Origin of the sequence: Streptosporangium sp. NBC_01755 (assembly GCF_035917995.1) — a bacterium.
Taxonomy (GTDB): Bacteria; Actinomycetota; Actinomycetes; order Streptosporangiales; family Streptosporangiaceae; genus Streptosporangium.
On sequence record NZ_CP109131.1, the window covers coordinates 2,620,371 to 2,644,531 of the forward strand.

Genomic DNA, 24,161 nt, shown 5'->3' on the forward strand with positions numbered 1-24,161 from the left:
GGCGAGCATCTATGGGAATCATTCGCCGAGAGCGTTGCCGATCTTCCCGTTTATCCGTTCCTGCTGGCCCTCCATGCACTTGGCGTACACCCGGTGGAGAACCTCCACGCTGTGCCCGGCTCGTTTGGCTACCTCAGTAGCCGGGACACCCGCATTGAGCCAGAGAGACAGGGCAGCGTGTCGTAAGTCGTAAGGTCGGGCGGCGAGCGGTGACCTCACCTGCTCATCGGTGAAGACGAGCGCTCGCGCTTCCTGCCAGACGTAGGAGCATGCCGAGCTGGAGTAGGAACCTCCCTTGGTCGTCCGGAAGAGCCGGCCGTCGTCCTCGGTGCCGTAGGCATCGATGTGCTCACGGAGGATAGCGACCAGGACAGGCGGGATGGGGATCTCCCTGGTTTCCTTCTTCGCCCGGTGCTTGAGGCTGCGCGACTCGTGGGTCTCCCCTGAGTTGGTCCATCGCTTGTTCGCCTGCGGTCTCGCCCTCTCCAGGATGATCTGACCCCATCCCGCTTCGGGCAGGGTGCAGTTCTTCAGACGCAGGTCTGCCGCCTCCTCCGGCCGCAGACCTGCGTAGTAGATGCAAGCGAACAGGGCTCTGAGTCGAACTCCCCGAGTGCGGCCGACCTTGGGCACAGCGGCCAGGAGCTGCTTCGCCTGAGCCGGATTGATCACCGTGCGGGGGTCGACGATGTTGACGGCCTTGGGCGGTTTCCACTTGATCTCATGCAGTGGGTTGGTCGTGAACACCTTCTGTTCCACCGCCAACTCCAAGAGGTGATGAAGGATCGCCCGCTTCCGCCGTACCGTGTTGGCCGCCGCCTCCTTGCCATCGAAGGTGACCGAGATGACGTCGAGCGCGATCCGGACAACACGCGCATCCTGGAGATCCGCCAGCGGAAAGGATGCCTTCTCCAGCCAGCGCAGCGCCACGGTCTGCACACGGGTCAGCGTCTCCCGCCGGTCTTCCGGAAGCAGCACGTGGTTACGTAGCACCCGCCGCAACTCGTCGTCCTCCGGTCGATCCGGAACATCGGCCACCAGCGCCGGGATCAGCGACAGCAGCGCGTACGCCTCAGTTTCCCGAGTTCGAGGAGCCGTCCTGCGCCACCGGCTGACCACGTACGACTGCGCGAACTGCATGAAAGACGGTCCCGAAGGCTCAGAGGCCGCCAGCATCGAGAGCGGCAATCCGGTGGCGATATCGAACGCCTCCCCCCTCCTCGCCGCCTGACGGAGGTCGGACAGGAAGTTCTCGGCCAGCGCCTTGGTCCGGAAGGTCTTGGATCGTGACTTGGTGCCAACCTTCCAACGTGCTTCGAAGGACGGCGCCTTGCTGGACTGGTTCCGGCGGACTTCCCAGATACGCACTTCGTAGGTGACGGTCACGACGCCTCCCGCAGCGAGTCGAGCCACGCTTCGAGGTCGCTGCGCCGGACACGCAGCTCGTCATTGGGGTACTGGATACAGACCGGTGCCTTGCCGAGTTCCCGCCACCGGTAGAAGGTGCGGCGGGAGATTCCGTTCAGCACGGTGAGCACTTCGGGCACGGTGAGGAGGCGGTCATCAGGCCGAGGCATCGCGCACCTCCCCGAGCACCGGAGGCAGGGGCAAAGGCCTCCCCGTCACTGCGGCAGCGAGGAGAGCGTCTCCGATCGACAGACCTTGTCCGGCGTACTCCCACTCGGCGATCACGAGGACGGTGTCCTCGTCGAAGAGCGGAAGCCGTCCGGTGCTGATCGCCTCGCCGCGCATGTAGTCGGTGCGTTCCTGGCGGATGTCGCCGAGGGTGGTGGAGTAGCGGCGGCTCTTGGTGGAGAAGTGGCCGCGGAAACCCAGCATGTTCGCCCATTTGATGAGCCGGAGTTCGGTCAGCTCGTCGAGGGCGCCCAGGCGCAGGCATTCGGCGATGAGCCGCCGAGCGTGGTCCCGAATCGGTAGCGCGGTGAGGTCATCGAGGGGGTTGATACGCCGGTCCAGGGTGCCGACGCATTCGGCGGCTTTCGTGGCGTACTTGGCAATGTAGGCGGCTACGGCCTGGTCGGTGAGGTCACCGTCCATGGTGATCTGGCGGACGTCGAGTTGGGTGCCCCAGCCAAAGGCCCGCGCGGGTTCACCGGGCACCGTGGGAACGGTGACCGCGATGGCGGAGGCGGCATGCTGTACGGCGTCGGTCACCAGGTCGGCCGTTGCCCAGGTCGGTGGAGGCGTAGCCGGCCCCTCGGGTCCGTCGACGCGAATGACCGCGTGAAAGTGGACGACCCCGCGCCGTTGGTACTCGGCGACCTTGGCGAAGGAGAGCATGGCCTGTTGCCGTAGCTCCCGCTGGGTCAGTCCGGCGAGTTTGGCAACGCGTCGGCGGAGTGCCAGCGTGAAGCGCCGCCAGAGTTCCGGGGACATGGCGTTGAACAGCACCGAGCCCGCGTAGTCGTAGCAGTCCGGGCAGAGCGGTTCGCCGAGGCGTTGTTCGTCGGCCCCGTGCCGAGCCGTGCAGGACATGACCCGTCCGTGTGGGCAGGTCTTGGCGTCGCGTCGAGCGTGGCAGGGCAGGACGGTGCCGTTCTTTTCCCGCCGGGTGTGGACGGTTCCGAAGGAGGGGGCGGTCAGCGTGACGAACAGGCAGGGATGGGCGGTGACCGAGGCCGGGACGCCCTTGCCACCGACCAGGCCCGCGCGGATGAGTTGGTAGGTGTCGGCCCGGTAGGTCTCGGCGCAGGCCGGGCAGCGCGAGGCGCGCCGGGTCTTGCACGGGACGCGAAGGATGCCGTCCGGTTCGGTCGCGGTGGTGTAGGTGTGCAGTCGGTTCCCGGTCGCGGGGTCGAGGTGGTGGACGTGGCCGCGCAGGTGGATGGGCTGTCGACAGCCGCCGGTCCGGCGGATCTGGGAGGCCCAGCGGGCATATTGGGGATCATGAAGCCGGTCGATCATCCCGGCTACCGCGTGGGTGCTTGGCATGATGGGGTGTCCCTTCCGGGCTTTCGAGGTTCGGTGCGGGATGGCCCCCGACGTGGCGGACGTCTTGGCGGATGTGTGGTCACGCCGGGGGCGCCAAGGGCTCAGGTGAAGCCGAGTCCCTCGCAGTGCTCGCAGGTCTGGCCGTGACTGTCGACGCCGGTCCCGCCGCAGCAGCACAGCCAGCGCTTGGGCGCGAGGTCGACGAGCGGGGCGTCCTGGTTGTCGGTCACGTGATCCACCTCCTCCCGGTGCGCTTGGGCGCGGTATCGAGGAACACACGCCAGGTGTGTGGCCGCTCATGGAGCGGCAGAACCGGCGAGACCGAGCCGACCGGGAGGATCGTGCGGATCTTGTTGGCGGCGTGGACGATTTCGGCGTAGGTGCCGTCGATGCGGATGCGCATGGGGGTCTCTTTCCTGGTCAGGCGGTAAGGGGCGAGGTGACGGGGTCGGGGGTGATGCACCCGTCGTAGGAGGTGTTGGCCCGGTGGCGAGCACGAGCGGCGGCGAGGATGCCCACGGCCGTGTACTCGACCGGCCCGAAGGTGCGACAGGCCCGGTAGTGGTCGTGCTCGGAGTCGCCGGAGTCCACCTCGCTGCCGAGGAGAGCGGCGACGGCCTCTACCTCGGCGCGGATGTCGTCGTCGGCCCCTTGGGCGAAGTAGGTGAGCCCGGCGAACGAGGGGACGGGAACGGTGGGGTTGGCCTCCAGGAAGGTGGCCAGGTCGACCAAGCCCTTGATGAGAGCGGCGCGGGCAGTGGTGCCGGGCATGGGGTTCTCCTTGGTATTCAGGCGGGTTCGGGGCTGTCGCGCAGGGTGCGCAGCAGGTCGGAGGCGAGCTGACTGGACACCCCGAGTCGAGTGCGCAGGGCGTCGCGGGTGATGGGTCTGCCGTGCCGGGTGTGGTGTTCGTCGGCGACGCGGCGCGCGTAGTCGAGAAGCTCGCCTGTCGGCCCGGGAGCGTTCTGACCGTTCTCGGCGCCGTTCTGGTTCGGTTCGGCCGGAGCGGGCGACGGTGCGAGCGCGGCAGGTTCGGCCGGGGTCTGCGGTACGGCGTCCGGAACGAGAACGGGAGTCGGGGACGGTTCGGGACGAGGGGCGGAGGAGCGGCGCTCCAGCATGGAGACCGCGATCAGGAATGCTCCGGCCGGGGTCGCGGCGGTGATCCAGCCCCAGGCCGATGGTTCGGCTTGGGCGAGGTTCGCGGCCAGGGACAGGGCGATCCCGCCGACGAGGACGAGGGTCGGCCAGGAGATCCACCCGTTGCGTTGGCGTCCGTTCTTCTTGTCGCGCTGACGTTCCCGCGCGGCCATGACACAGGTGAGGTCGACGCAGACCGCTATGGCCCAGGCCATCCAGCCGGCTTGGCCGTGTTCGGTGGCGGTGTCGCGGATGTGGGTGAAGCTGCCCGCCCCGGCGATGAGCGCGAGGATCAGCACCGGCGCGGAGTCGGCCAGCCGTACGGCCAGACCAGGAGCGGTCGTGGTCACGAGAAATTCCTCCTTCCGAAGGGTGGCGAAGGGGTCAGGCGACGAGTTCGGCAGTGTCGTTGACGCCGGGCAGCTCATGGCCGAGGCCGGAGGCGGCCACCTGGTTCCACGAAGGCGCCATCTCGGCGTAGGCGTGTGCGGCGTGTTCTGCGGCGGTGGTGGAGACGTAGCCGGACCGGGCGCGATGCCACCGGCCGTCAGAGCCGGTGATCACGGCCACGCCGGGCAGTTCCGGCGCGATGGAGCGGGCGGCGACCAGCGCGTCGGGGTCGAGGTCGCCCAGCGTCATCACGGCGGTTTCCGGGTCGTTGACTCGGTGGCAGACCCGGCCGCCGATCTGGGCACGCAGCGCGGTAACTCCGGGGCCGAGGTCGGAGCCGATCCGCTGACCGGAAAGCACGAGGTGAATGCCGAACGCGCGGCCGAGCTGGGCGATGCGCAGCAGCGCGGTAGCCGTACGGGTGACCTGATCCTTTTCCGCCTTGTCAGCGGTCAGGAACAGCTCTGCCAGCTCATCGACCAGGACCACGACGGGGATCGGACGGGAGGCGTCGGGCAGTTGCCAGACGTCGCGCACCCCGTAGCGGCGACAGGCCAGCATCCGAGCGCCCATCACCGCGATCAGGTCGCTCAGCAGGTCGAGGCACTCGGCGCGACTGGTGGCCAGCGCGGTCAACCGGGAGGCGTAGGCCGACAGCTCGACCCCGCCCTTGAGGTCGAAGCCGACCAGCGCGACCGGTTGCGGGGCCAGCCCGACGATGAGCGCATTGATCAGGTTGGACTTGCCCGACTGGGTGGCGCCGGCGTTCATCCAGTGCGGGATGAGCCGGAAGTCCATCCGCCAGGCCGCGCCGGTCTCCAGCACCCCGACGATAGGCCGGAGCAGGTCATCGGCCCGCCAACCGTCCCGAGGTTCGGTTGGAGGCATGGCGGGAGCAACGTGAGTAAGCGGGTCACGGGTGATGCCCTGGAGGGTGACGCGGCCAGGCCGGGAGCCGACGATGCGAACCGCCTCGATGCGCCAGGCGTGCGCGAGCCGTTCACAGACCTTGGCGTAGTCATCGGGCACCTGGCCGTCGAGGAGGTGGAAGGTGATGCGGAAGCCGTGCCGCAGGGGCCGGGGCAGGCCCATCCACGGCTTGGTGTCGACGGCGACCCGCTGGAAGCGCCGCTTGACCTGAACGACGCCGGTCGAGGCGACCAGGCCGGGGACGGTGGTGAACCACCACCGGTGCCGCTTCTTGGTGAGCCCGCAGCCGGAGGCGACGTGTCGCCAGGACCAGCGCAGCCACAGGGCTTTACGCGGGAAGACCAGGACGTACCAGTAGGACAGCGGAGCCCAGCGCCGCCAGGCCAGCAGCGCGAGCAGGATGGCGAGGACTTTGAACAGGGGATGGTCGAGGGTGATCACAGGTCCGCCCCCGCTCTGGCGTGGTCGGCGGAGCCCGCGGGGAGGAAGGAGGTAGCCCGGTAGGAGATGCCCCAGCGTCCGCCCTGCTCCCAGACGTAGCCGACCAGGCCGACCGGGACGACCTCCTCACCGGCGGTGATCTGCGGCTCAGGGGTGGTGCTGACCTTGACCAGCTCCATCCGGTTGAACTCGTCCTCGACCAGGAGGGTGAGCTCGTACATGACGTTGCCGTTCTTGTCGCGCTTGATCTCGCCGGTGTCCTTGCTGACGAGGCGGGGCTTGGCGGGCTTGACGCAGGTGATCTGGAGCTTGGTGACGTCGACGGGGATGGGGATGGTGCGCATGGTCGTTCCTTTGCTAGATGGAATGCTTAGAACACATGGAACACTTGGAGTTCTATGTTGTCAATGAGTTCTTCGGCGGCTTGGTTGGTTTCTTTACGAGGGTGTGCTGAACTGGAAGCGAGAGCAGACGAGCGCAGATGAGACGGACGAAGCAGATGGTGGAGAAGACCGGCCAGCCGGCCTACTTGCAGATCGTCGACGAGCTGCGCGGCCAGATCCGTACCGGCTCACTCACGCCCGGCACCGCGCTGCCCTCAATCGCCCAGCTGGGCGAGCGCTTCGACGTCTCCGCCAGCGTGGTCAAGGCCGCGATTAGCGTGCTGCGCACCGAGGGACTGGTGATCGGCCAGCAGGGCAAGGGCGTGTTCGTCCGCCAACCCCCCGCCGAGGCTCCCAGGCCCGAGACGCCGGACGTGAACGCCGAGATCCTGGACCAGCTTGCCCAGACGCGCCAGAGCGTCAAGGAGCTGGGTGATCGACTCGCCGCTCTAGAGGCGGCAGTGTTCGCAGAGCCGAAGTAATCTCACCGATCCGGCAAGCCAACTCGTCCAGCTCTGCCCGAATCGCGGCCAATTCCCAGCTAATCCGCTGTGGGTCGACGTTCACGGGTTCCTCCCTTGCTCTGCGGTGCGTTTCGCCTTTCGAGATGGCTTAAGTTCACCGTGAGCTGGGGGTTTCCGGTATCACACCGATCTAGTTAAGCTTCTTCAGTTCCCTTCAACGACCGTTTACACAAGCGTTTTCATATGCACGACCGCACACCGCGCCACCTCCCCGAAGCGTGAAGGCGAAAGTATGCAACTGAAGACGACCCAGCGACCAGGCTGGACCCCCTCCCGCCTGCGGGAACACCGCGAAGCCCACGGCCTCACCCTGGAAGCCGCAGGCGAACGGCTGCGCCAGGCGGCCAGCGGCCACGGCCTGAGCGTCCCCGCGGCCAACTTCCAAACACTCTGGGGACACGAGCAAGGAACCGTGTTCCCCGGACCGCATTACCGGCGTGCTTACTGCCTGCTTTACCAGGCCACCGAACCCGAACTAGGGTTTCGCCCCCCTCTGCCCGGTGAATCACAGAAAGCGGAAATTGTGATTTCCGATTTGCCCGCACCCGCCGATCCCGCCGCCGACAACGCCGCCGCCCAGGTCATCGAGGAGACATTCACCAAGGTCTCCATCGGCGGCATCGAGTCCAGCGATTCCCCGCCGGGACTTCTTCGCAGCCGAGTGGTCGACGCCTGGCGCCGACGCCACGGCGGAGGCAGCCCCCGCCCCATCCTCGCCCTGGTCGGCGGGTACGCCGGATCAGGCAAGACCGAGTTCTCTCGCTTCCTGTCCGACATCACCGGCTGGGCGTTCCTGGACAAGGACTCCCTGACCCGCTCCATCGTGGAGCGGCTGCTCGTCTCTCTGGGAGGCGACCCCAACGACCGCCACACCGACCTGTATCTCAAAGAGGTCCGCCCCCTGGAGTACCGGTGCCTGATGGAGACCGCGTGGGACAACCTCAACGTCGGCACCTCGGCCATCCTGGCGGCCCCGTTCATCGCCGAACTCAAAGACGAGGCGTGGTTCGCCCGCCTGGAGAACCGATGCGCAGCCAAGGGAATCGACGTCGCGGCGATCTGGGTCCGCTGTGATCCCGAGTCGATGCGCGAGTACATCGAGTTCCGCGGCGCCGCCCGTGATGCGTGGAAGCTGAGCAACTGGGAGGAGTACGCCGCCAGTCTGAACGTCGAGGCCAGTCCGCCCACCGCACACGTCACCATCGACAACCGGCTTGGCGCGGCGATCAGCCTTGCCGACCAGACCCGCGAAACGCTCAAGCGGATCCTGACGTGAGCCCGCAGGGGATCGTCTTGTACGGCCCGCCCGCCAGCGGCAAGGACACCATCACCGCCGCTCTGACTCGGCTGGATTCGCGGTTCACGTTGCTGCCCAAGCTCAAGGTCGGCACCGGCCGAGCCGACGGGTACGAGTTCGTCAGCGCCGAACACCTGGACAAGCTCCGCCAGGCGGGCCGACTGGTTGCCGAGACCCGCCGCTACGGCAACGTCTACGCCATCGACCGCCAGAGCATCGAAGACCGCCACGCCGCCGGCTACGTGCCCGTCGTGCACATGGGCAACCTCGGCGACCTGCGCCGCCTGATTGGCCGAACCCCGGATTCCTGGTTGCGCGTACTGCTGTGGGTTTCCCGCGAGGTCACCGAACAGCGATCCCGAAGCCGCGGCGACGTCGACACCGCCAAGCGCCTTACCGCGTGGGATGAGACGCTCACCGACCTGGAGACGAACAGCGACACCGGGTTCTTTCACCTGCGCATCCACACCGATCGTCTCGGCGCCGAGGCGGCAGCACGGGAGATCACGGGTGCTTACGATCGGCTCCGGCAGGCCGGTTGTCCCCAGGCGGAGGGGTGCCGCCCTTGAGACGGGCCTCTACCTCTGCCGGGATCAGGTCGAGCCGCCACCAGGTACCGCACTCTCGACACCGGGCACCGTCGGGCAGGGGATTGGGACGGGTCCACTCCACGTCATCGTGAGGGCAGTCAGCCGAAGTCGCGTAGCTGCGTGCGCACCGCTCGGCCGTGACCGATGACTCATCGGCCGTCACGATCAGCGGCGCGTCACTCTGACCGCGCCCGCAGTGCGGACATACCAGCGGTATCCCGTTCAGCCGGTCCTCGATGTCGTGCTGTTCGTCGGCCAGCCGGAGGAGTTCCTCGGCGGTCTCGGCGAGCAGGTGCCCGGTGAGCCCGGCGAGCATCTCGTGCTCGGTCAGCGTGCGGTCGGGGTCGCGGTGCGCGGAGAAGACACCCCACCCGCTTTGTTCGGTTCGCCATCCCTCGATCGTCGGCCCAGCACCCACCGCGGGCAAAGGCCACCCAGTCGGAAGCTGTTGAGCGAACCGTTCAGACATGCCTGCCTTCTTTCGTCGTGGCGGGTGTGGTGAGGCGTGACGGGCGCTCCCCTCCCGAGGCCGGCGCCGTCACGACCGTTCAGAGGGTCACCATCCCGCCGAGCGCGAAAGACGGCCGAGGCCACAGCAGCACGGGGGAATGGTTGAACAAGGTGGTGATCAGGGAGGCATCCGCAGGGAACGAGCAGAACACCGACAGCAGGAACGTCGACGGCTTCCACCAGGAGCCGCCACTTCCCAGCCGGTCGAGCCCGGTGACGTGTCCCCACACGAGATCAGCGGATCGCTGTCCGCGCTCGTACTCCTCACCCTGGACCGGGGCGATCCGAAACGGCTGGTCACGGTCGCGCTCGAAGGCCAGGAAGTATCCCGGGCGGAGATCTTCCGCAGGCCGTACCACGGCCCCGACAGCCACCCAGCGCGGACGAACCAGCGGCTTCCCCTCAGGCGCGGTCATACCGGGTACGCCGCTTTCTGGTCCGGTTCCGGCAGTGGATGGATCTGCCGCAGCTCCGCGTACCGCAGGGCGACACGATGCGCGGCCCGGCCGGGCTCTGCGGCCGGGTGCCGGGCGTAGACGGGACGGTACTGGCGAGGGTTCCAGCCGGTACGCCACCAGAACTGATCCCCGCGGCACCACACGATCAGATCCACCCAGACCGACACGAGCGCCAGCCCGTACCCGTCATGTACATCAGCGGCGATCCCGTACCGGGCCAGGGCCTCACGGAGTTCTTCGGCAGCCCTTACCGCTGTGTCGTCGGGGAAGGTCGCGGTCACGGCTCACTCCCTTCTCCACGTCGTTCGGCGACAGCTCTTGGTGGGTGGGCATCAGTGAGCGGAACCCGGAACCGTGTCCCTTGGCGCCCTCCAGCACCAGGGGACGGGACCGGTGTGGGGAAGCGGTCCCGAGCTGGCACGTAGGCCACCGCTCACCGATGCCATGGCCGCATCATAGACATGCAATTCTATAGAACACCATAGAACACAGCAGTATGTTCCGCTGGAGTGCCCTCCTCTACGGGCTTCTACCGTGTGCTCATGACCGAGTTGCGCGATGATCTGCCCAGGTGGCGACAGGTACGAGACATCATCGTCAAGCGCATCGAGGCCGGCCAGTACAAGCCAGGCCAACGCATCCCCTCGGTCGTCGACCTCACCCAAGAATTCGGCATCGCCACCCAGACCGCACAAAAGGTCATGAACGCCCTACGCAAGGACCGATGGATCCGCACCGAACGCGGCATGGGAAGCTTCGTCACCACCACCGAGGAACGCACCACAGAGCCCGACGAGGCACCCGAGTAGCCACTACAGCCTCAAGATCACCGGAGCCCGCTCACTCCGAATGAGAACTTTCCATACGTCTTTAAAGGCGATCCGCCTACGGCGTCTCGCCGCGCGTCGGCGGTCGCTGGCCGCGCTGCGGCTCTTCGGCCGGTCGCGGCCCGCGCCGCCCACGCGCGAATAGTCATCACGGCGAACCCCAGACGGACGAAGTGCATCACGCGCCGCGGCCAGACACCAGCTGCACCAATTGCATTCGGTGACTGTTAGAGCATGTCTCTGGCGGGGACCTCCGGCCCCGAGGTGATCAGGGAGAGGGAAGTGTAGCGAAGATCTTCCCTTGACCCCTTGCGATAACGGCTCCACCGCTCCTTGTCGGTGCGTCCTATTACAATCGAAAGTTTGATCTCATCTAGACTGATGAACACTAGATGTGGTGGCAGTGCATGATTTCACCACAACATGTTGGGTGACTGGCTTGCCTGTGGTCACTAAAGGTGATCTACTAATATCGGCCGAAAACAAGCAGGCCCCACCGGGGCCTCGACGTGAGGTCGAGTCATCCCGTGTGGGGCCTATGCGTTGGTAGCGCCTTTGGACCTTACAGCGACGGGCGCGGTTGTCCAAGCCCGAGCAGTCGATGAGTCGACCTCGGGAATGGAATGATGCGTGGCCGTAAAGTCGCTGCTCATCGGGTATGACCTGAACCGACCAGGTCAGGACTACAGCTCGCTGATCAAGGAGATCAAGGCGTTCGAGACGTGGTGGCACCATCTCGACTCGACCTGGATCGTCCGGACGAGCAAGACCACGAATGAGGTGCGGGATGTACTCAAGCAGCACATCGACTCAGGTGATGAACTGCTCGTTGCCGAGCTGACTGGGAATGCCGCATGGGTGGGCTTCAACCAGACGGGGAGCAAGTGGCTGAAAGAGAACCTCTAAGCGCGGAGCTTCGATGAACTCGCCCCTATAGTGCCGGAATTGGTTGAGCGTGGGCAACTCTGGGGGCTCCACCGCCCCCAGACCCCCGCGTACCGGAGGGCTCATTCGCGCGAATAGGGCGGTCACACCGACTCGCCGTCCGCGCGAATGGGCCCTCCGGACTGTACGTCGGTGCGAGGAGAGCCGGCTCCACGCCCAGGAACCGTTCGGCGTGTCACACTGCGCCCCGTGGCTCGCTGATCCACTGGAAATCACCAGAGTCGTGTTCGACCCCTCGGTCTTCGACTTCACCACGGCGAGCGTCCCATGCTGACGGCCGGTTTCCTCGTTTACCTGGCAACGAAGACGCTGCAGTGAAGGGCTGACCTTTTGGGGAGCGTGACCACGCCAGTCCACATGCCGTCTCCGCGCTGGTAGAGGCTTCCCCGCCATGCGCGTGGGCTCTTGGTCTGGGCATTCCCATCACTCCTCGGTGGTGTCTGGTCCGAGTGGGCTTAGGTAGCCCGTCTGTGTTGCGAACGACTCGAAGAAAGCTTCGAGCCCGGCCTCTGCCTCTTCCTGCGTCTTGAACGACCCGCTTCTGAGGACCACTTTGCCTTCGGCGCTCAACAACTCAAACCGGTGCTGGTTGTCCTCGTCCTCGCAGATTCTTGTCTGGCCGACGCCTCTGATGGTGATGTCGACGACATCACCAGGCTGGAGAGGCGGCTGCTTCTCGTGAGCCCGGGAGTTCCTTGCGCGCTTCCGACTCTGTGCGAGCGCTTCTTGCCTGGCGCGGGCCTGGTTCACAGCTTGGAGGAGGTGTGTGGACACCTTGGTATCCAAGGCGCTGACAGCACGCTTCTCGAACTCCTTTGGGGGCATGTCTCCCTTCGCCATCTCAGACATGAGGTTCATGAGCTCGCTAAGGCGCTTCCACTCCTCCTTGAGTCGAAGCTGCCAGTAGTGCCGGAACACCTCCTTGACCTCCGAGGGCAGCTTGGCTTCCTCGATCATCCGCTGGGCGACGGACTGGGGTTCCGGCGAGGGCGAGACGGTCGCGTTGCTGAGTAGCTCGGGGGGAACGTGCCCAGACAGGACCAGCAGGGGCTCGATCTTCATCTTGAAGAGTTTGCTGAGCTCTACCAGGTGCTTGATCTGCGGTTGGCTGCCCTTGCGCCACCTGGTGACGGTGGACTGCTGCACGCTGAGAGCGTCAGCCAGTTGAGCGTCTGATCTGTAGCCGAGTGCCCGGGCGGTAGCGGTCACCCAGTCGGCAAAAACGCTGGTGGTGTCCTCCATCGATGCGTCTCCAAGGTACTCAAGTGATACGCATTGGAGTGTAGTGAACATCATGCGTCCACGCAAGGAATGACTGTTCGTGTATGCAGTGCGCTGTCATGGCGGGGCACGTAGAGGCTCGAACAGGCATGCTCGGTCGCCGAGCCAAGACGTTAGCGGCTCTCGCCGCTACACTCCCGCCGGCGGCCTCTTGTGTTCCTGTATGTTCCTGTACTTCCCCTTGTGGTGGGTGGTTTCGGCTCTGGATAGCTCCGGGTGGTGCCGAGTATTTCCGCGATGTTCCGCGACGTTCCGCAACGAGTCGCACAATGGGCTTTACGGAACTGTCGTACCACGCATCATGATCAACTTGTATCTTGCGTCGGACGTCACCCCCTGGTTGCGAGAAGGGTGGAGGTGCCGGTATAACGGTGTATGGCCAAGGTCAAGTTCCATGCTGTGGTTCGATTCAGGCCGAAAAAGCGTTAAGCCCCCAGTGGGTGCGCACGCGGTTGGAGGTGGTGCTCCAGCCGCCGCACGTGCTTCCACTGAGGGCCGATGACTGCACTGCTACCTACTGGCGCTTCAAACCGAGGGAGACACAGTCATGGGTGATTGTATGCGTACGCGCATGCACCATGAAACCCCGAGTTCCACTCCTCCGCATCTGGTCGCTGAAGGCGAGTCGTCCCAAAATGCCCCGGACTTCGCCGGCGTCGTCCGTCCTTGGGGCAAGTTCTTCAACCTCTTCTCCGACGGAACTCTGATCCCGCTGATGACGGGCGGCTCGGTCGACATTGCTCCCGAGTTGCCGATGCTTCTCATGGTCGAAAAGACCGCCGACCAGCTTCGTATCGGCAGGACCAGGGCGTTCGTACTGGTCAAGTCCGGCGAGATTGAATCCATCAAGGTTGATGAGCGCCGCCGACGCGTTCCCCGCGAGGCCATCGCCGATTACATCATGCACCTGCGTGACCAGGCCCAGGCGTAGGGGGCGACGATGACCGAGATCGTCCCCACCCCGTTCGAGTTCGACGGGGAGTGTTTCTTTGGCGTCCTGATGCCTAACGGCGACTTCGGGATTCCGCTGAGTTCCCTCGTCGCCCCCATCGACATCAGCCTCGATGCTCAGCGCCGTCTCATCGAGCGTTCCGCCTGGTCGAAGGGCCGTACGACCAAGATGGTCGTCCAGGTCCCGAACGACTCCCAGGCCCGCCTCCACTTCGTGATCAGCTACCGGATCATTCCGATGTGGATCGCCAACATCGAGCCCTCCCGGCTCAAGGACGACGCCACGCGGAAGCGTATCGAGCGGTGGCAGGTCGAACTGGCCGACGCGCTCTACGACTATGTATTAAACGGCGGTGCGATCAACCCGCGTGCCACGGCTGACCAGCTCGATCAGCTCGGCGAGGACATCCAGCGGGCCAAGGCGGCGGCTGAAGTCATCGCCACCCTCGCTGGTGTCGGCGTCGGCGACCGCGGCTACTGGGACGCCTGTGGTAGACGGCTCGCTGGGCGCCTCATGGGGGAGACGCCCCAGCTGGATCCGCTGACCAAGCCGCTCACTGTGTCCATGTACCTGGAGAGCAAGGGCCTGTCCGGCACTGAGATCAAGCGCCTTGCCTCGTCCTTCGGCAAGGCGCTCAAGAAGCTTTACGTTAACTCGTTCGGCGAGGCGCCGCCCCAGATCGAGGACCTCGTCGGCCGTCACGTCACGCTCGTGGCACAGTACCAGGAGCGGCACCGCCCGCTTTTCGACCAGGTCTACAACATGCTCGTCGTCCCCTGATCCGGCTCGTCACCCGCCCGGCGTCCTCGATCTGATGCCGGGCGGGTCTCAGGATCAGGCGTTCCTCATAAGGTGGGTTGCCGTGCAGCGACTTGCGCTCTTCGACTTGGACAACACGCTCGTCAACCTGGACGAGGCGTTCCAGGTATGGGCCGAGGACTTCGCCGAGGAGCACAATCTGGAGAGCGAGGCGGCTGGCTGGTTGCTCTCTCTCGACCGGGTCGGCTACCCGCATCGTGAGGCCTTCTTCACCAAGGTTCGTGATCGTTTCGCCTTGCCCGAGTCGGTTGACGAGCTGTGGAGCCGCTACCGTCAGCGCATGCCGTACCTCGTCCACTGTCGGCCCGAGGTAATGGACGGGCTGTCTCGACTCCGTGCGTCGGGCTGGAGGGTGGCGATCGTCACCAACGGCACCGCAGACAACCAGCTCGGCAAGATTCAGCGGACGGGACTAGCCGAGGCCGTCGACGCCTACGCGCTCTCAGGGGTCGACGGCATCCGTAAGCCCGACATCGGGCTGTTCGAGGTCGCGGCCCAGCGTTGCGGTATGACCCTCGAAGGCGGGGGATGGATGGTCGGTGACAACCTCGTCGCCGACATCGGCGGGGGACAGGCAGCGGGGCTACGTACGATCTGGATCGACCGAAGCACTTGGGTCAGCCATGACCACAGCGCGGATCATGTCGCCACCGACGTGCTTCAAGCCATGGAGATCCTGCACAGCGAGCGATGATCGAGCGGCCATGCCGCAGCCCGGCGAGGAGTGCCGTACAGCAGCCCCGTACAGCAACACCGTCTTACACGATCACACGCCACCGACCCGTATCTACCGCCCGATCAGGACACGAGCCTGCCGACCTGGGCACCGCACTTCACTCGTAATGAAGTGTTCGGACACCCAGCCTCACAGTCGCTGCCGCGGTGTGGGGACCATGAGTGGTTACCTAGAACGATGGTTCCCCGAATGGTCTGATCTGCAAGGCCCCACGAACAAGAGGGAGGAACTGAGAGGGATACCTCAAGATCCTAGCCAGGCCGACCTGTCCCCTTGTCGATCGCGGCCTCGTAGAACGCGTCGGCGAGGGCCACGATGATCCCTTTGATCGCAGGCCCGTCAGTGAAGAAGTAGTCAGCCATGGCGTTATGCGCCTCCTGGTTGTCGGCGACGACCTCGGTGACGGCGGACTGGAAGTCCTGCGACTCCATGAACTGCTTCTTCGAGTTCACCCGGGTCTGCTGGACCAGGTCCGGGTCGGCGAGCAGTCGCTGCACGAGCCCCTGCACGAACTCCCGGATCTGGGACTCGGCGAACGACTCGGCACCGAAGAGGTCGTTCATCTTGTCGATGACGACCTGGAGCGCGACGTACTTCGGCTCCTTCTTGGTGCCGGTGCCTGCTGCGCCGATCCCCTTCAGCGCACTGTCTCCGGTCAGCGAGATGTCAATCGCGATTGCCTTGCTGTGCTTCACACCGACCAGGACTACGTCCGAAAGGTCGACGTCGGCGCTCCATGAGGACTCGGCGATGACCTTCTCCAAAAGCCGGAGGAAGATCGAGAGCATCTCCATGTACGGGTCGCCGTAGTCGACGATCTGGCTCATGAAGTCATAGAGCCGCACGTAGGTGGAGACGTCCTTGCGGAAGAGGTCGAGCGTGTTGAGCGTGACCTTGTCCTCGGTCTCGATCGCTGCCGCGTAGCGACGCCGGAAGTCGTGCTGGGCCGGGCTGATTGCCGCCGAGAGCGCGTTGTTGCCCTTGCGGGTGACCCACAGCTCGGCGACCTGGCGGACCTGCTCCTCGGTGTAGATCCCCGCGTGGGCGAGCTTGGTCGCGAGGTGTATGACGACGTACGGGTTGGTCTCGGTTTCCAGGGTGGCGTTGGTGAAGTACGGATCGAAGGCGGTCTTGATGTCGTCGGGCTTGTTGATGAAGTCGATGACGAACGTCTTGGTCTTCTGCTCCCCGCCGGCGGTGCGGTGGGTTCGGTTGAGCCGGGAGAGCGTTTGCACGGCGGTGACCCCGGAGAGCTTCTTGTCGACGTACATCGCCGAGAGCAGCGGCTGGTCGAAGCCGGTCTGGAATTTGTTGGCGACCAGCATGATCTTGTACGTGTTGCCCTTGAACGCCGCGGCCAGGTCGGCGCCCGATCCGGGGTTCATTTTGGCCTCGGTGAAGTCGTCGTCCTTCGACGGCGTCGGCCCCCAGTCCTGGCTCCACGTCTCGTTCTCGGTCATCGACACCGACCCGGAGAACGCGACCAGGGTCCGGTAGTTGTACGACGCGTCCTCGGCGGCCCGCTTGGCGATGTAGGCGTCGATCGCCTTCTTGTACTTCACCGCGGCCTTGCGCGAGTCGGTGACGACCATCGCCTTCGCCTTGCCCTCTAGCAGGTGGGCGACGTTGGCGTGGAAGTGCTCGATGATGATCTGCACCTTCTGGCTGATGTTGGTCGGGTGCAGCTGTACCCACCGCATCAGTCCCTTGCGCGCGGCCGACTCCTCGACCTCGCCGCCGTCGCCGCTCTCAGCCTTGCCGGCGATCTTCAACGCGGTGTCGTAGGACTGGTAGCCCTTGAGCACGTCGAGGATGTAGCCCTCCTCGATCGCCTGCTTCATGGAGTACAGGTGGAACTCGTGCGGCTCGCCGTCCGGCCCCGTGCGGCCGAACAGTTCCAGGGTCTTGTTCTTCGGGGTTGCGGTGAAGGCGAAGTAGGAGATGTTCTCCGACTCGGCCCGCTCGGTCATCTCCGAGGCCAGGATCGCCTCGATGTCGACCGAGCCTCCGTCCTCGATCTCCTTGATCTCCTCGGCGGTCAGAACCTGTCTCAGCTTCGAGGAGATCTGTCCCGACTGTGAGGAGTGCGCTTCGTCGGCGATGACGGCGAACCGCTTGCCCTTCAGGCCGGAGTCGGCCCGGATCTCGTCGAGGGCGTGCGGGAAGGTCTGTACCGTCACCGCGATGATTAACTCGCCGTTCTTCAGCGCCTGTGCCAGGAGGCCGGACTTCGACTTCGCGCCGGCCTTGCGCACGTCCTCGGGGCTGATCGTCGCGACGATCTTCCCGCTGCCGTCGATCTGCCGGATCGCGTCCTGAAGCTGTCCGTCGAGCACTGTGCGGTCGACGACCACGATGACCGAGTCGAAGACCTTCTCATCATCGACGTGGAGCCGGGCGAGACGGTGTGCCGTCCAGGCGATCGTGTTCGTCTTCCCCGACCCCGCGGAGTGCTCGATCAGATAACGCTGGCCGACACCTTCCTCAGCCACGGCGGCCACGATGTCCGTGACCGCCTCCCACTGGTGGAACCGGGGGAACAGCATGTTCGTACGGCGCACCGACGTGCCGGTCGTGACGTCCCACTCCTCCTTGGTCTCCACGATCATTAGCCGGCCGATGATGTTGAGCCAGGCGTGCTTCTCCCAGACTCGCTCCCACAGGTACGCCGTCGCCGACCTCCCGTCCGCACCAGGTGGGTTCCCGGCGCCGTCGTCGAAGCCGGTGTCGAACGGCAGGAAGTGCGTATCCTCGCCTTCCAGCCGGGTCGTCATCGCGGCGAAGTCGTTGGAGACCGCGAAGTGGACCAGCGCCCGGTGCCCGAACGACAGCAGCGGCTCGCGCCGACCGTTGGTCAGCGGATTGCGCTTCTTCTGGTACTGCTGGATCGCCTCGTTCAGCGACTGGGTGAAGTCGGTCTTCAGCTCCACCGTCGCGACCGGGAGCCCGTTGACGAAGAACACCAGGTCGATGCTGCGCTGGTCGGCGGTCGAGAAGTGCACCTGCCGCATCACCCGGACCCGCATCGCCGCATAGTGCGCGTTCGTCGTCTCGTTCAGCGTCGTCTCGGGCCGGAACTGCGCCATCTTCAACCGGCCACCGCCGATGAACTGCACCCCGTTCCGTAGGATGTTCAGCATCCCACCGCCATGCTCCAGCGGCTTGTCCAACGCCGTCGTCAGCACGTCGAGAAACTTCGCCTGCGACCCGGCCGCCTTCAGCGCCTTCTCGTACGCCGGCTTCTGGGTCGCCTCCAGCCAGGCGAACAGATCCTCGGGGAACAGCGCCCGCTCACGGTCGTAGCCGGTGTCGTCCGCCGAGTACAGCCACCCGTGGACCGCGAGGTACTCGCAGATCTCCGTCTCGAAGACGACCTCGTTGTAATCAGCCATCACGCAGCCTCTCGTACGTCGACCTGACCCGTCACGGCAGCGGTGATGAGTGCCGACCGGCGCTCGCGAGCGAGCTCGATCAGGCGCTGCGTCTCTGCGATGAGCGCGTCAATCTTCTCCGTCTGCTCGTCAAGATGGACCGCGATGTGGTGCTGCTCAGCTATGGACGCCGTCGGCACCCGAAGACCCTTGATGTCATCGAGAGCGAGTTGCATCTTCGCCCCGCCTGCTGCTCCCTGGTTGAGTTGGTCTTGGCCTACGGTGGTCAGCATGAACCACCCCGCGAACCTTGAGTCCAGGCGGTCTGGATCGAGGCGGCAGAGGGCTACATGCTGGCTTACATACGAACCGACCCAGTCGTTGTCGACCACGGCTACGGATCCCAGGTAGGCGGTGATGGAGAAGAGCAGGTCTCCTGCCTCTAGTATCGTCCGCGAGCCTTCGGTCACGTCAGCCGGGAGGCTAACGAACTGGACCTCGCCCCGGATGCTCAGGTTCGTACGAGGCAGGTTTCCGATTCGCAGGAACCGCTCGCCGTCGTCGGCGTAGTAGTCGCCCCAACCGCGGGACCCGCTTGTTAGAAACTTGATGTACCGGCGCAGTTGCACACTGGGCTCGCCGAGAGCAGCGAAGGCTGCGTCCACAACCGCCTGCCGCCGCTCGCGGAGCATCTCGATCAGGCGCTGCTGCTCCTCGATGAGCGTGTCGATGCGGGCGGTCTCGCAGTCGAGGTAGTCGGCGATGGCGCGCTGCTGCTCCACCGGCGGCAGCGGGATCGGTACGCATGCGAGCTTTTCGGCCGTAAGGTGTGGCATCGACACGACGTTGCTGTAGGCGCGAATGTAGCCGCTTGCCCGCAGTGCGATGAGGTAGAACGCGATGAAGCGTCCATCGAAGTCGCCGATGGGTCGGAGTCGGTTGATTGAATTCTGGAAACCCCAGCCCGGAAGGTCGTTTTCGACGTAGGCAGCACGGCCGAATCCGCCTTGCCCGCCTTCGACAACGACGACATCGCCCGCCCGAATGCTCAACTGCTCCAGTTCGGCTTCGCCGAACCACATCTCGTTCACGTCATCGAGGGCAAGCAAGCCCTCGGGTTGCACGTTGGCTGCGCGCATGTATGGCGCGCTCACGTCACTGCCGCCGTCCTTGCTCTGGAGCATCTTGCCGAGCGTGACCGTCGCGACATTTTTGACCCGGCCAGTCAGCCAACCGTCCGGCAATCTCGTCCACAGCGGCCCGGTCACTGCTCGACCTCCCGCAGCAGGTCAAGGATCTTGGCGACCTGTTTCTCCAGGTCGGCGTCGATCTCGGCAAGAGGGCGGGGCGGGACGTACTTATAGAACTGGCGGGTGAAGGGGATCTCGTAGCCGACCTTGATCTTGACCCAGTCGATCCAGGCGTCGGGAACGTGCGGCTTCACCTCTGTGTCGAAGTAGGTCTGAATGACCTCGGCCTTGCCCGCAGGTCCGGCCGTCGAGCCGCCGTAGGTGAAGGGCACGTTCTCGGTGTCGCGCTTCTTGGAGTCGGGCTTCGGCTTGCCCTTGCGGTCGACGACGGGCTTGCCGCCCTCACCTAGCAGTGGCTGCTCGACGGTGATGGTCCAGTAGCCGAACTCGTCGTTGCGCAGCACCTTGGAGAAGTCGAGGTCGGCGTCGGTGAAGTCGGCGTACAGCCGGAGGATCTTAGCGCGGTCGGGGTCACTGAGTTCGCGGTTCTTAGCCCCAAGGTTCTTGCGCATCTTGGTCCAGAACGAGCTGCCGTCGATGAGCTGGACTAGGCCCTTGCGGTCGGGGTGCTTGGTGTTGTCGAGGATCCAGATATAGGTGGCGATGCCGGTGTTGAAGAACATGTTGGTCGGCAGCGCGACGATCGCCTCGACCAGGTCGTTCTCCAGCAGCCACTTGCGGATGTTGGACGGGCCGGACTCCGCGGCCCCGTTGAAGAGCGGCGAGCCGTTCATGACGATCCCGACCCGGCCGCCGCCGTCCTCAGGGGCGCGCATCTTGTGCGCCAGATGCAGCAGGAACAGCATCTGGCCGTCCGAGGTGGCCGGCAGGCCCGGCGCGAAGCGGCCGTACGGGCCTGCCTCGTCACGCTCCTTGGTGACGGCCTTGACGTACTGCTTCCAGTCGACGCCGTACGGCGGGTTGGACATGCAGAAGTCGAACTGGCGGCCTTTGAAGGCGTCGTCAGTGAGCGTGTTGCCGAAGGCGATGTTGGACGCGTCGTGGCCCTTGGCGAGCAGGTCGGACTTGCAGATCGCGTAAGACTGTGGGTTGTACTCCTGGCCGTACAGGCTCAGCCGGGCGTCTGGGTTCTGCGCGAGCAGGTGCTCCTCGGCCAGGGTGAGCATGCCGCCGGTGCCGGCGGTGGGGTCGTAGAGCGTGCGGACGATCCCGGCCTCGGTCAGGTCGGCATCCTTCTCGGCGAAGAGCAGGTCGACCAGCAGCCGGATCGCGTCACGCGGCGTGTAGTGGTCACCGGAGGTCTCGTTCGCGGCCTCGTTGAACTTGCGGATGATGTACTCGAACGCGTCCCCCATGTCGGCGTTGGACACGACATCGGGGTGCAGGTCGACGGCACCGAAGGACTTCACAATCTCGCGCAGGAGACCGGCCTTCTCCAGGGCGATGATCTCTTTCTTGAAGTCGAAGTACTCGAACACATCAACATCGGCGGAGAACCGGTCGATGTAGTCGACGAGGTTGTCTTCGAGCCCGTCCGCGTCCTTCAGCAGGTTGGCGAAGCTGTACTTCGAGGTGTTGTAGAACGGCCGGCCGGTGGCCTTCTTGATCTCGATCCGGAGCCGGTTCGGGTTCTCGTATGCCGCAGCCAGGTCTCGGACGGTGTCGCGGTCCGGCTCCAGGATGCAGTCGAGGCGCCGAAGGATCGTGAACGGGAGGATCACGTTCCCGTACTGGTTGGGGCGGTAGGGACCTCGAAGCTGGTCGGCGATCGACCAGATGAAACTACCGAGCGTGCTCACAAGGCTCCTCACGAGAATCACTCAACGTGCATAATTACGCTGGCCCACTGGGGTAGTTGTAGCCCGGGCAAGGCAACGCACGTCCGCTGGCGGGGGTCATGAGGCCATCTTCGCGCACCTCGGCCTCCTGCGTAACCGGGAAGTCAGGCCCGCCCGCACCGTAGCGGAGGGGGCCGACATAAAGCGCGAGCAACGAGAGGTCAGGCAGCCTCGGTGAACTTCGCGCCTGCTGGACGTGAACGGCCCAACACAACCGGGAACCTGGCTGCTGTCTCGCTCGCTCCTCTGAGCGGTCCGCCGAGTTCCAAGACACCGTCGCCGCGCCGGCGCCCCGACGCGTTGCCGAAAGGCTCGCCTTGCAGGTACGGGGGCGGGCTTCCCGGCGGACCACCGCCATGAGTATGGGCAAGGAGAATGAACAGTGTCGAGCCGGTTTTGGGAGCCATACTGGGAGCCAAGGGTCTGTACGGTCCCGGACCCGCCTGAACCGATATGAACGAGCGGATCCTTCACGACCTGTGCGGCGAACTGGTCTGAACGCTCCTGGCCAGCGTTTGGGAATCTACGGATCAGAAGGCCAGAGGCAGCAGCGGAGTGCGGGAGCTTGACGACAACGGTGACGACAACATCAGGCACCATGCGCTCACACCGGCGACCGCCTACAACCTTCTGACCACGGCATCCGGCACCCGGGCAAGGCGATCGTTCCGCCTGAAAAACGGACGGTCATGCTGGCATTCCGCTCTCGGTGAGCTGGGCGAACTGGCCACCGGACTGCGCACACGAATCGGCTTGATGTCGGGCCACGAACCTGAGCGCATGACCGCTGCCATGGTGGACGCCCTCGGCCGTCGACTCGGCATGCCTCGCGTGCTGATGTCGGCAACGATCAGGCCCGCTGACGACGCCCCCGGGCCCTTTCACCCGGAGGCGCCGCCAGGCTCTCAGCCTCCGAAGAACAGCGGGTTAGGCAGGAACATGAACAACATAAATCACCTCCCGTAAATCATTGAATGCATAGAGTAGCCGTCGAGGTCTCTTGATGATCGAGGGAGGAGCAACTTCCATGCAGGGAACCCAGCAGCGCGTGATCGACGATGTCTACGCCCGACTCCGCCACCAGCTCGCCGAGCTGGAGCAACACATCGAACAGCAGCGCAACCGTTCAGGGCTGGCCGCCGTCGAGGCATACGCAGGCATGCGCCGGTCATGCCAGGCGATCCGTGACGCTGCAGCCGATCTCGACGTAATGATCAGAAACTTCTGATCTGAGCTACACCAACGTTGGCCTTCGTAGCCGGTTAGCCTTAACGGCATCCCTTGGATGCTGTTGCAAGGATGCCACGTCGCACGTCAGTCAGGAGGCGCCGGAGGCATCTCCAGATTGAGTCGCCGCTCTACGCTCTCCAGGACGGCAGCAACCATTGCCTCCGGGTCGTATCCGGGCATCGGGCCGAGCCGGCCGCGAAGCCGATCGGCAAGTTCACCGGCGAGCTCGGCGAGCGGCTCATCGCCCAAAACCGCGGCCAGTTCGTCCAGCAGACGCGCTACTGCGTCGCCTTCGTGCCAGTTCAATAGAGGCTGCTGGAGTAACGACAGATGTCGAGCTGAGTCGACCTGAGCGGCGAGAGTGATGGCCAGATCCATGCGTAAGGCCCGAGCCGAAGAGCTCTCTGCCCTCAGCCAGCTTGGCGTGCGGTCGGCCACGGCAATCTCCCCTATCCATGAGGTGGGCGGGGCGCCATCACTACGCCCTACTGGTTGTAGCTCATTAGACTACGCAGGGTTATATACCTTCGTGCCGTGTTCTGTGGATCCGCCAATGCTCAGAACAACTACGGAACCCGGGATCTCTGGGGAAGTCGAAGAAGCAGCGTCAGCCGGCCCAGCCCAGCGCCGAGGAGCTTGAGGTTCGTCGGAAGCTGGGAGCGTTCCCCTCTCAGCGTGCCGCCGCCGCGAAGCAGGGGCCCGAGCTAAAGGTCAGCCAGGAGGAGCAGCAGCAGCTACGCAGGAGGCAGGGCAAGTTCATGCGAGTCCGCGCCAACACCCCGGTCACCGCCGAGCACACCAACCGTCAGCGCCAGCGCCAGGAGTCCAAGACCGACGATGCTATCTGGGAAAGCGTCCATGCCCCGGAGACCTCCAACTCCGAAGACCGGTGACCGAAGCGTCGAGGTTCATGGGGGTCACAGGTTGCTCGTAGGCTGACCAACCTCTACATGCGCCACCGCGATTCCCTTCCTAGGTCCTCGCGCAGGGTACCTGCCAACCAGTCTCTCGGACATTTCGTTTTCCGCCGTCGCGGCATCGTACGTTCAGAGTCGACAACGGGCACCCTCAGGCAGGGGATTCGGGCGGGTCCACTCCACCTCGTGGTGAAGACAGTCCGCCCCAGTCGCGTAGCTTCGGGCGCACCGCTCAGCCGTGACCGATGACTCATCCGCCGTCACGATCAGCAGCGCGTCCCTCCACCCACTCTGTTCAGTCCGCCACCCCTCGATCACCGGCCCACCACCTACCGCGGGTAGGGGCCAGGCCGGAAGCTGTGGGGCACCTCGTCCGGACATCGCATTCTCTCCCGTCATGGGGGTTGAGGTGCGTCGGC

27 protein-coding genes are annotated in these 24,161 nt (G+C 65.0%); 10 read left to right on the forward strand and 17 right to left on the reverse strand.

All coding sequences use genetic code 11. The features are described from left to right. Positions 1-18 precede the first annotated feature (18 nt). The 9 genes from OG884_RS11980 to OG884_RS12020 form a co-directional block, all read right to left on the reverse strand. The gene (locus OG884_RS11980; protein ID WP_326645037.1) at positions 19-1,386 is read right to left on the reverse strand and encodes a tyrosine-type recombinase/integrase; all 1,368 of its coding nucleotides are present in this window, start codon (positions 1,384-1,386) and stop codon (positions 19-21) included. After that, positions 1,383-1,577, reverse strand: a complete 195-nt coding sequence (locus tag OG884_RS11985; RefSeq protein WP_326645039.1) for a helix-turn-helix transcriptional regulator — start codon at positions 1,575-1,577, stop codon at positions 1,383-1,385. Before OG884_RS11985 ends, OG884_RS11980 begins: the two co-directional genes overlap by 4 nt. Then, the gene (locus OG884_RS11990; RefSeq protein ID WP_326645041.1) at positions 1,564-2,952 is read right to left on the reverse strand and encodes a replication initiator; all 1,389 of its coding nucleotides are present in this window, start codon (positions 2,950-2,952) and stop codon (positions 1,564-1,566) included. The genes OG884_RS11985 and OG884_RS11990 overlap by 14 nt, the downstream gene beginning before the upstream one ends. A 101-nt stretch (positions 2,953-3,053) precedes the next feature. Next, positions 3,054-3,182 (reverse strand): hypothetical protein, encoded by a 129-nt coding sequence (locus OG884_RS11995; protein WP_326645043.1) that lies wholly within the window; start codon positions 3,180-3,182, stop codon positions 3,054-3,056. Next, positions 3,179-3,355: a hypothetical protein gene (locus OG884_RS12000; protein WP_326645045.1), complete on the reverse strand. Its 177-nt coding sequence runs from the start codon at positions 3,353-3,355 to the stop codon at positions 3,179-3,181. Before OG884_RS12000 ends, OG884_RS11995 begins: the two co-directional genes overlap by 4 nt. Positions 3,356-3,372: 17 nt before the next feature. Further along, entirely contained in the window at positions 3,373-3,723 is a 351-nt protein-coding gene (locus OG884_RS12005) for a hypothetical protein (RefSeq protein WP_326645047.1), read from the reverse strand. Between the two features lie 17 nt (positions 3,724-3,740). Then, positions 3,741-4,442, reverse strand: coding sequence for a DUF2637 domain-containing protein (locus tag OG884_RS12010; RefSeq protein WP_326645049.1), 702 nt, complete (start codon positions 4,440-4,442; stop codon positions 3,741-3,743). Between the two features lie 34 nt (positions 4,443-4,476). Further along, positions 4,477-5,853 carry an FtsK/SpoIIIE domain-containing protein gene (locus OG884_RS12015; RefSeq protein ID WP_326645051.1) on the reverse strand — a complete coding sequence of 459 codons (1,377 nt, stop codon included), beginning with the start codon at positions 5,851-5,853 and terminating at the stop codon, positions 4,477-4,479. Then, positions 5,850-6,197 carry an SCO3933 family regulatory protein gene (locus tag OG884_RS12020; RefSeq protein WP_326645053.1) on the reverse strand — a complete coding sequence of 116 codons (348 nt, stop codon included), beginning with the start codon at positions 6,195-6,197 and terminating at the stop codon, positions 5,850-5,852. The genes OG884_RS12015 and OG884_RS12020 overlap by 4 nt, the downstream gene beginning before the upstream one ends. A 137-nt stretch (positions 6,198-6,334) precedes the next feature. Here OG884_RS12020 and OG884_RS12025 point away from each other — a divergent pair, with 137 nt between their 5' ends. From OG884_RS12025 to OG884_RS12035, 3 genes are all read left to right on the forward strand, one after another. Beyond that, entirely contained in the window at positions 6,335-6,718 is a 384-nt protein-coding gene (locus OG884_RS12025) for a winged helix-turn-helix domain-containing protein (protein ID WP_326645055.1), read from the forward strand. Between the two features lie 565 nt (positions 6,719-7,283). After that, complete coding sequence (locus OG884_RS12030; RefSeq protein WP_326645056.1) at positions 7,284-8,036, forward strand: AAA family ATPase; 753 nt, start codon at positions 7,284-7,286, stop codon at positions 8,034-8,036. Next, positions 8,033-8,626, forward strand: coding sequence for a guanylate kinase (locus OG884_RS12035; protein WP_326645058.1), 594 nt, complete (start codon positions 8,033-8,035; stop codon positions 8,624-8,626). The genes OG884_RS12030 and OG884_RS12035 overlap by 4 nt, the downstream gene beginning before the upstream one ends. Here OG884_RS12035 and OG884_RS12040 read toward each other — a convergent pair. From OG884_RS12040 to OG884_RS12050, 3 genes are all read right to left on the reverse strand, one after another. Next, complete coding sequence (locus OG884_RS12040) at positions 8,562-9,116, reverse strand: hypothetical protein (RefSeq protein WP_326645060.1); 555 nt, start codon at positions 9,114-9,116, stop codon at positions 8,562-8,564. The genes OG884_RS12035 and OG884_RS12040 overlap by 65 nt on opposite strands. Before the next feature lie 79 nt (positions 9,117-9,195). Beyond that, a complete protein-coding gene (locus OG884_RS12045) occupies positions 9,196-9,573 on the reverse strand; it encodes a hypothetical protein (protein ID WP_326645062.1) in 378 nt (125 codons plus the stop codon). Next, entirely contained in the window at positions 9,570-9,896 is a 327-nt protein-coding gene (locus OG884_RS12050; protein ID WP_326645064.1) for a hypothetical protein, read from the reverse strand. Before OG884_RS12050 ends, OG884_RS12045 begins: the two co-directional genes overlap by 4 nt. A 261-nt stretch (positions 9,897-10,157) precedes the next feature. Between OG884_RS12050 and OG884_RS12055 the strand changes: the two genes are divergently transcribed. Together OG884_RS12055 and OG884_RS12060 are read left to right on the forward strand one after the other, a co-directional pair. Next, complete coding sequence (locus OG884_RS12055; protein WP_326645065.1) at positions 10,158-10,424, forward strand: winged helix-turn-helix domain-containing protein; 267 nt, start codon at positions 10,158-10,160, stop codon at positions 10,422-10,424. A 648-nt stretch (positions 10,425-11,072) separates the two neighbouring features. Continuing rightward, a complete protein-coding gene (locus tag OG884_RS12060; protein ID WP_326645067.1) occupies positions 11,073-11,348 on the forward strand; it encodes a hypothetical protein in 276 nt (91 codons plus the stop codon). Between the two features lie 462 nt (positions 11,349-11,810). Here OG884_RS12060 and OG884_RS12065 read toward each other — a convergent pair whose 3' ends face one another. Then, positions 11,811-12,629: a helix-turn-helix domain-containing protein gene (locus OG884_RS12065; protein ID WP_326645069.1), complete on the reverse strand. Its 819-nt coding sequence runs from the start codon at positions 12,627-12,629 to the stop codon at positions 11,811-11,813. A gap of 610 nt (positions 12,630-13,239) precedes the next feature. Here OG884_RS12065 and OG884_RS12070 point away from each other — a divergent pair. The 3 genes from OG884_RS12070 (at position 13,240) to OG884_RS12080 (ending at position 15,133) form a co-directional block, all read left to right on the forward strand. Continuing rightward, positions 13,240-13,599: a helix-turn-helix domain-containing protein gene (locus OG884_RS12070; protein WP_326645071.1), complete on the forward strand. Its 360-nt coding sequence runs from the start codon at positions 13,240-13,242 to the stop codon at positions 13,597-13,599. A 9-nt stretch (positions 13,600-13,608) separates the two neighbouring features. Beyond that, entirely contained in the window at positions 13,609-14,400 is a 792-nt protein-coding gene (locus tag OG884_RS12075; RefSeq protein WP_326645074.1) for a phage antirepressor N-terminal domain-containing protein, read from the forward strand. Between the two features lie 82 nt (positions 14,401-14,482). After that, the gene (locus OG884_RS12080; protein ID WP_326645076.1) at positions 14,483-15,133 is read left to right on the forward strand and encodes an HAD family hydrolase; all 651 of its coding nucleotides are present in this window, start codon (positions 14,483-14,485) and stop codon (positions 15,131-15,133) included. Positions 15,134-15,426: 293 nt separating this feature from the next. Here the strand turns inward: OG884_RS12080 and OG884_RS12085 are convergent, their stop codons facing one another. The 3 genes from OG884_RS12085 to OG884_RS12095 are packed head-to-tail and all read right to left on the reverse strand — an operon-like array spanning position 15,427 to position 21,556. After that, entirely contained in the window at positions 15,427-18,567 is a 3,141-nt protein-coding gene (locus tag OG884_RS12085) for a type I restriction endonuclease subunit R (RefSeq protein ID WP_326645078.1), read from the reverse strand. Next, a complete protein-coding gene (locus OG884_RS12090) occupies positions 18,567-19,814 on the reverse strand; it encodes a restriction endonuclease subunit S (protein WP_326645080.1) in 1,248 nt (415 codons plus the stop codon). The genes OG884_RS12085 and OG884_RS12090 overlap by 1 nt, the downstream gene beginning before the upstream one ends. Next, the gene (locus OG884_RS12095; RefSeq protein WP_326645083.1) at positions 19,811-21,556 is read right to left on the reverse strand and encodes a type I restriction-modification system subunit M; all 1,746 of its coding nucleotides are present in this window, start codon (positions 21,554-21,556) and stop codon (positions 19,811-19,813) included. The genes OG884_RS12090 and OG884_RS12095 overlap by 4 nt, the downstream gene beginning before the upstream one ends. 1,066 nt (positions 21,557-22,622) lie before the next feature. Here OG884_RS12095 and OG884_RS12100 point away from each other — a divergent pair. Next, a complete protein-coding gene (locus OG884_RS12100) occupies positions 22,623-22,823 on the forward strand; it encodes a hypothetical protein (protein ID WP_326645085.1) in 201 nt (66 codons plus the stop codon). Positions 22,824-22,909: 86 nt separating this feature from the next. Here the strand turns inward: OG884_RS12100 and OG884_RS12105 are convergent, their stop codons facing one another. After that, positions 22,910-23,203: a hypothetical protein gene (locus OG884_RS12105; RefSeq protein ID WP_326645087.1), complete on the reverse strand. Its 294-nt coding sequence runs from the start codon at positions 23,201-23,203 to the stop codon at positions 22,910-22,912. 380 nt (positions 23,204-23,583) lie between these two features. Between OG884_RS12105 and OG884_RS12110 the strand changes: the two genes are divergently transcribed. Continuing rightward, positions 23,584-23,718, forward strand: a complete 135-nt coding sequence (locus OG884_RS12110; protein ID WP_326645089.1) for a hypothetical protein — start codon at positions 23,584-23,586, stop codon at positions 23,716-23,718. Positions 23,719-24,161 lie beyond the last annotated feature (443 nt).

What these genes read in the sequence shown, in the direction of transcription:
- OG884_RS12025 (WP_326645055.1), top strand. Translation starts at nt 6,335, where the DNA reads ATGAGACGGACGAAGCAGATGGTGGAGAAGACCGGCCAGCCGGCCTAC.
- OG884_RS12100 (WP_326645085.1), top strand. Translation starts at nt 22,623, where the DNA reads ATGCAGGGAACCCAGCAGCGCGTGATCGACGATGTCTACGCCCGACTC.
- OG884_RS12020 (WP_326645053.1), bottom strand. Translation starts at nt 6,197, where the DNA reads ATGCGCACCATCCCCATCCCCGTCGACGTCACCAAGCTCCAGATCACC.
- OG884_RS12110 (WP_326645089.1), top strand. Translation starts at nt 23,584, where the DNA reads ATGCGAGTCCGCGCCAACACCCCGGTCACCGCCGAGCACACCAACCGT.
- OG884_RS12000 (WP_326645045.1), bottom strand. Translation starts at nt 3,355, where the DNA reads ATGCGCATCCGCATCGACGGCACCTACGCCGAAATCGTCCACGCCGCC.
- OG884_RS12085 (WP_326645078.1), bottom strand. Translation starts at nt 18,567, where the DNA reads ATGGCTGATTACAACGAGGTCGTCTTCGAGACGGAGATCTGCGAGTAC.
- OG884_RS12070 (WP_326645071.1), top strand. Translation starts at nt 13,240, where the DNA reads ATGCACCATGAAACCCCGAGTTCCACTCCTCCGCATCTGGTCGCTGAA.
- OG884_RS12055 (WP_326645065.1), top strand. Translation starts at nt 10,158, where the DNA reads ATGACCGAGTTGCGCGATGATCTGCCCAGGTGGCGACAGGTACGAGAC.
- OG884_RS12045 (WP_326645062.1), bottom strand. Translation starts at nt 9,573, where the DNA reads ATGACCGCGCCTGAGGGGAAGCCGCTGGTTCGTCCGCGCTGGGTGGCT.
- OG884_RS11990 (WP_326645041.1), bottom strand. Translation starts at nt 2,952, where the DNA reads ATGCCAAGCACCCACGCGGTAGCCGGGATGATCGACCGGCTTCATGAT.
- OG884_RS11985 (WP_326645039.1), bottom strand. Translation starts at nt 1,577, where the DNA reads ATGCCTCGGCCTGATGACCGCCTCCTCACCGTGCCCGAAGTGCTCACC.
- OG884_RS12005 (WP_326645047.1), bottom strand. Translation starts at nt 3,723, where the DNA reads ATGCCCGGCACCACTGCCCGCGCCGCTCTCATCAAGGGCTTGGTCGAC.
- OG884_RS12040 (WP_326645060.1), bottom strand. Translation starts at nt 9,116, where the DNA reads ATGTCTGAACGGTTCGCTCAACAGCTTCCGACTGGGTGGCCTTTGCCC.
- OG884_RS12075 (WP_326645074.1), top strand. Translation starts at nt 13,609, where the DNA reads ATGACCGAGATCGTCCCCACCCCGTTCGAGTTCGACGGGGAGTGTTTC.
- OG884_RS12105 (WP_326645087.1), bottom strand. Translation starts at nt 23,203, where the DNA reads ATGGATCTGGCCATCACTCTCGCCGCTCAGGTCGACTCAGCTCGACAT.
- OG884_RS12065 (WP_326645069.1), bottom strand. Translation starts at nt 12,629, where the DNA reads ATGGAGGACACCACCAGCGTTTTTGCCGACTGGGTGACCGCTACCGCC.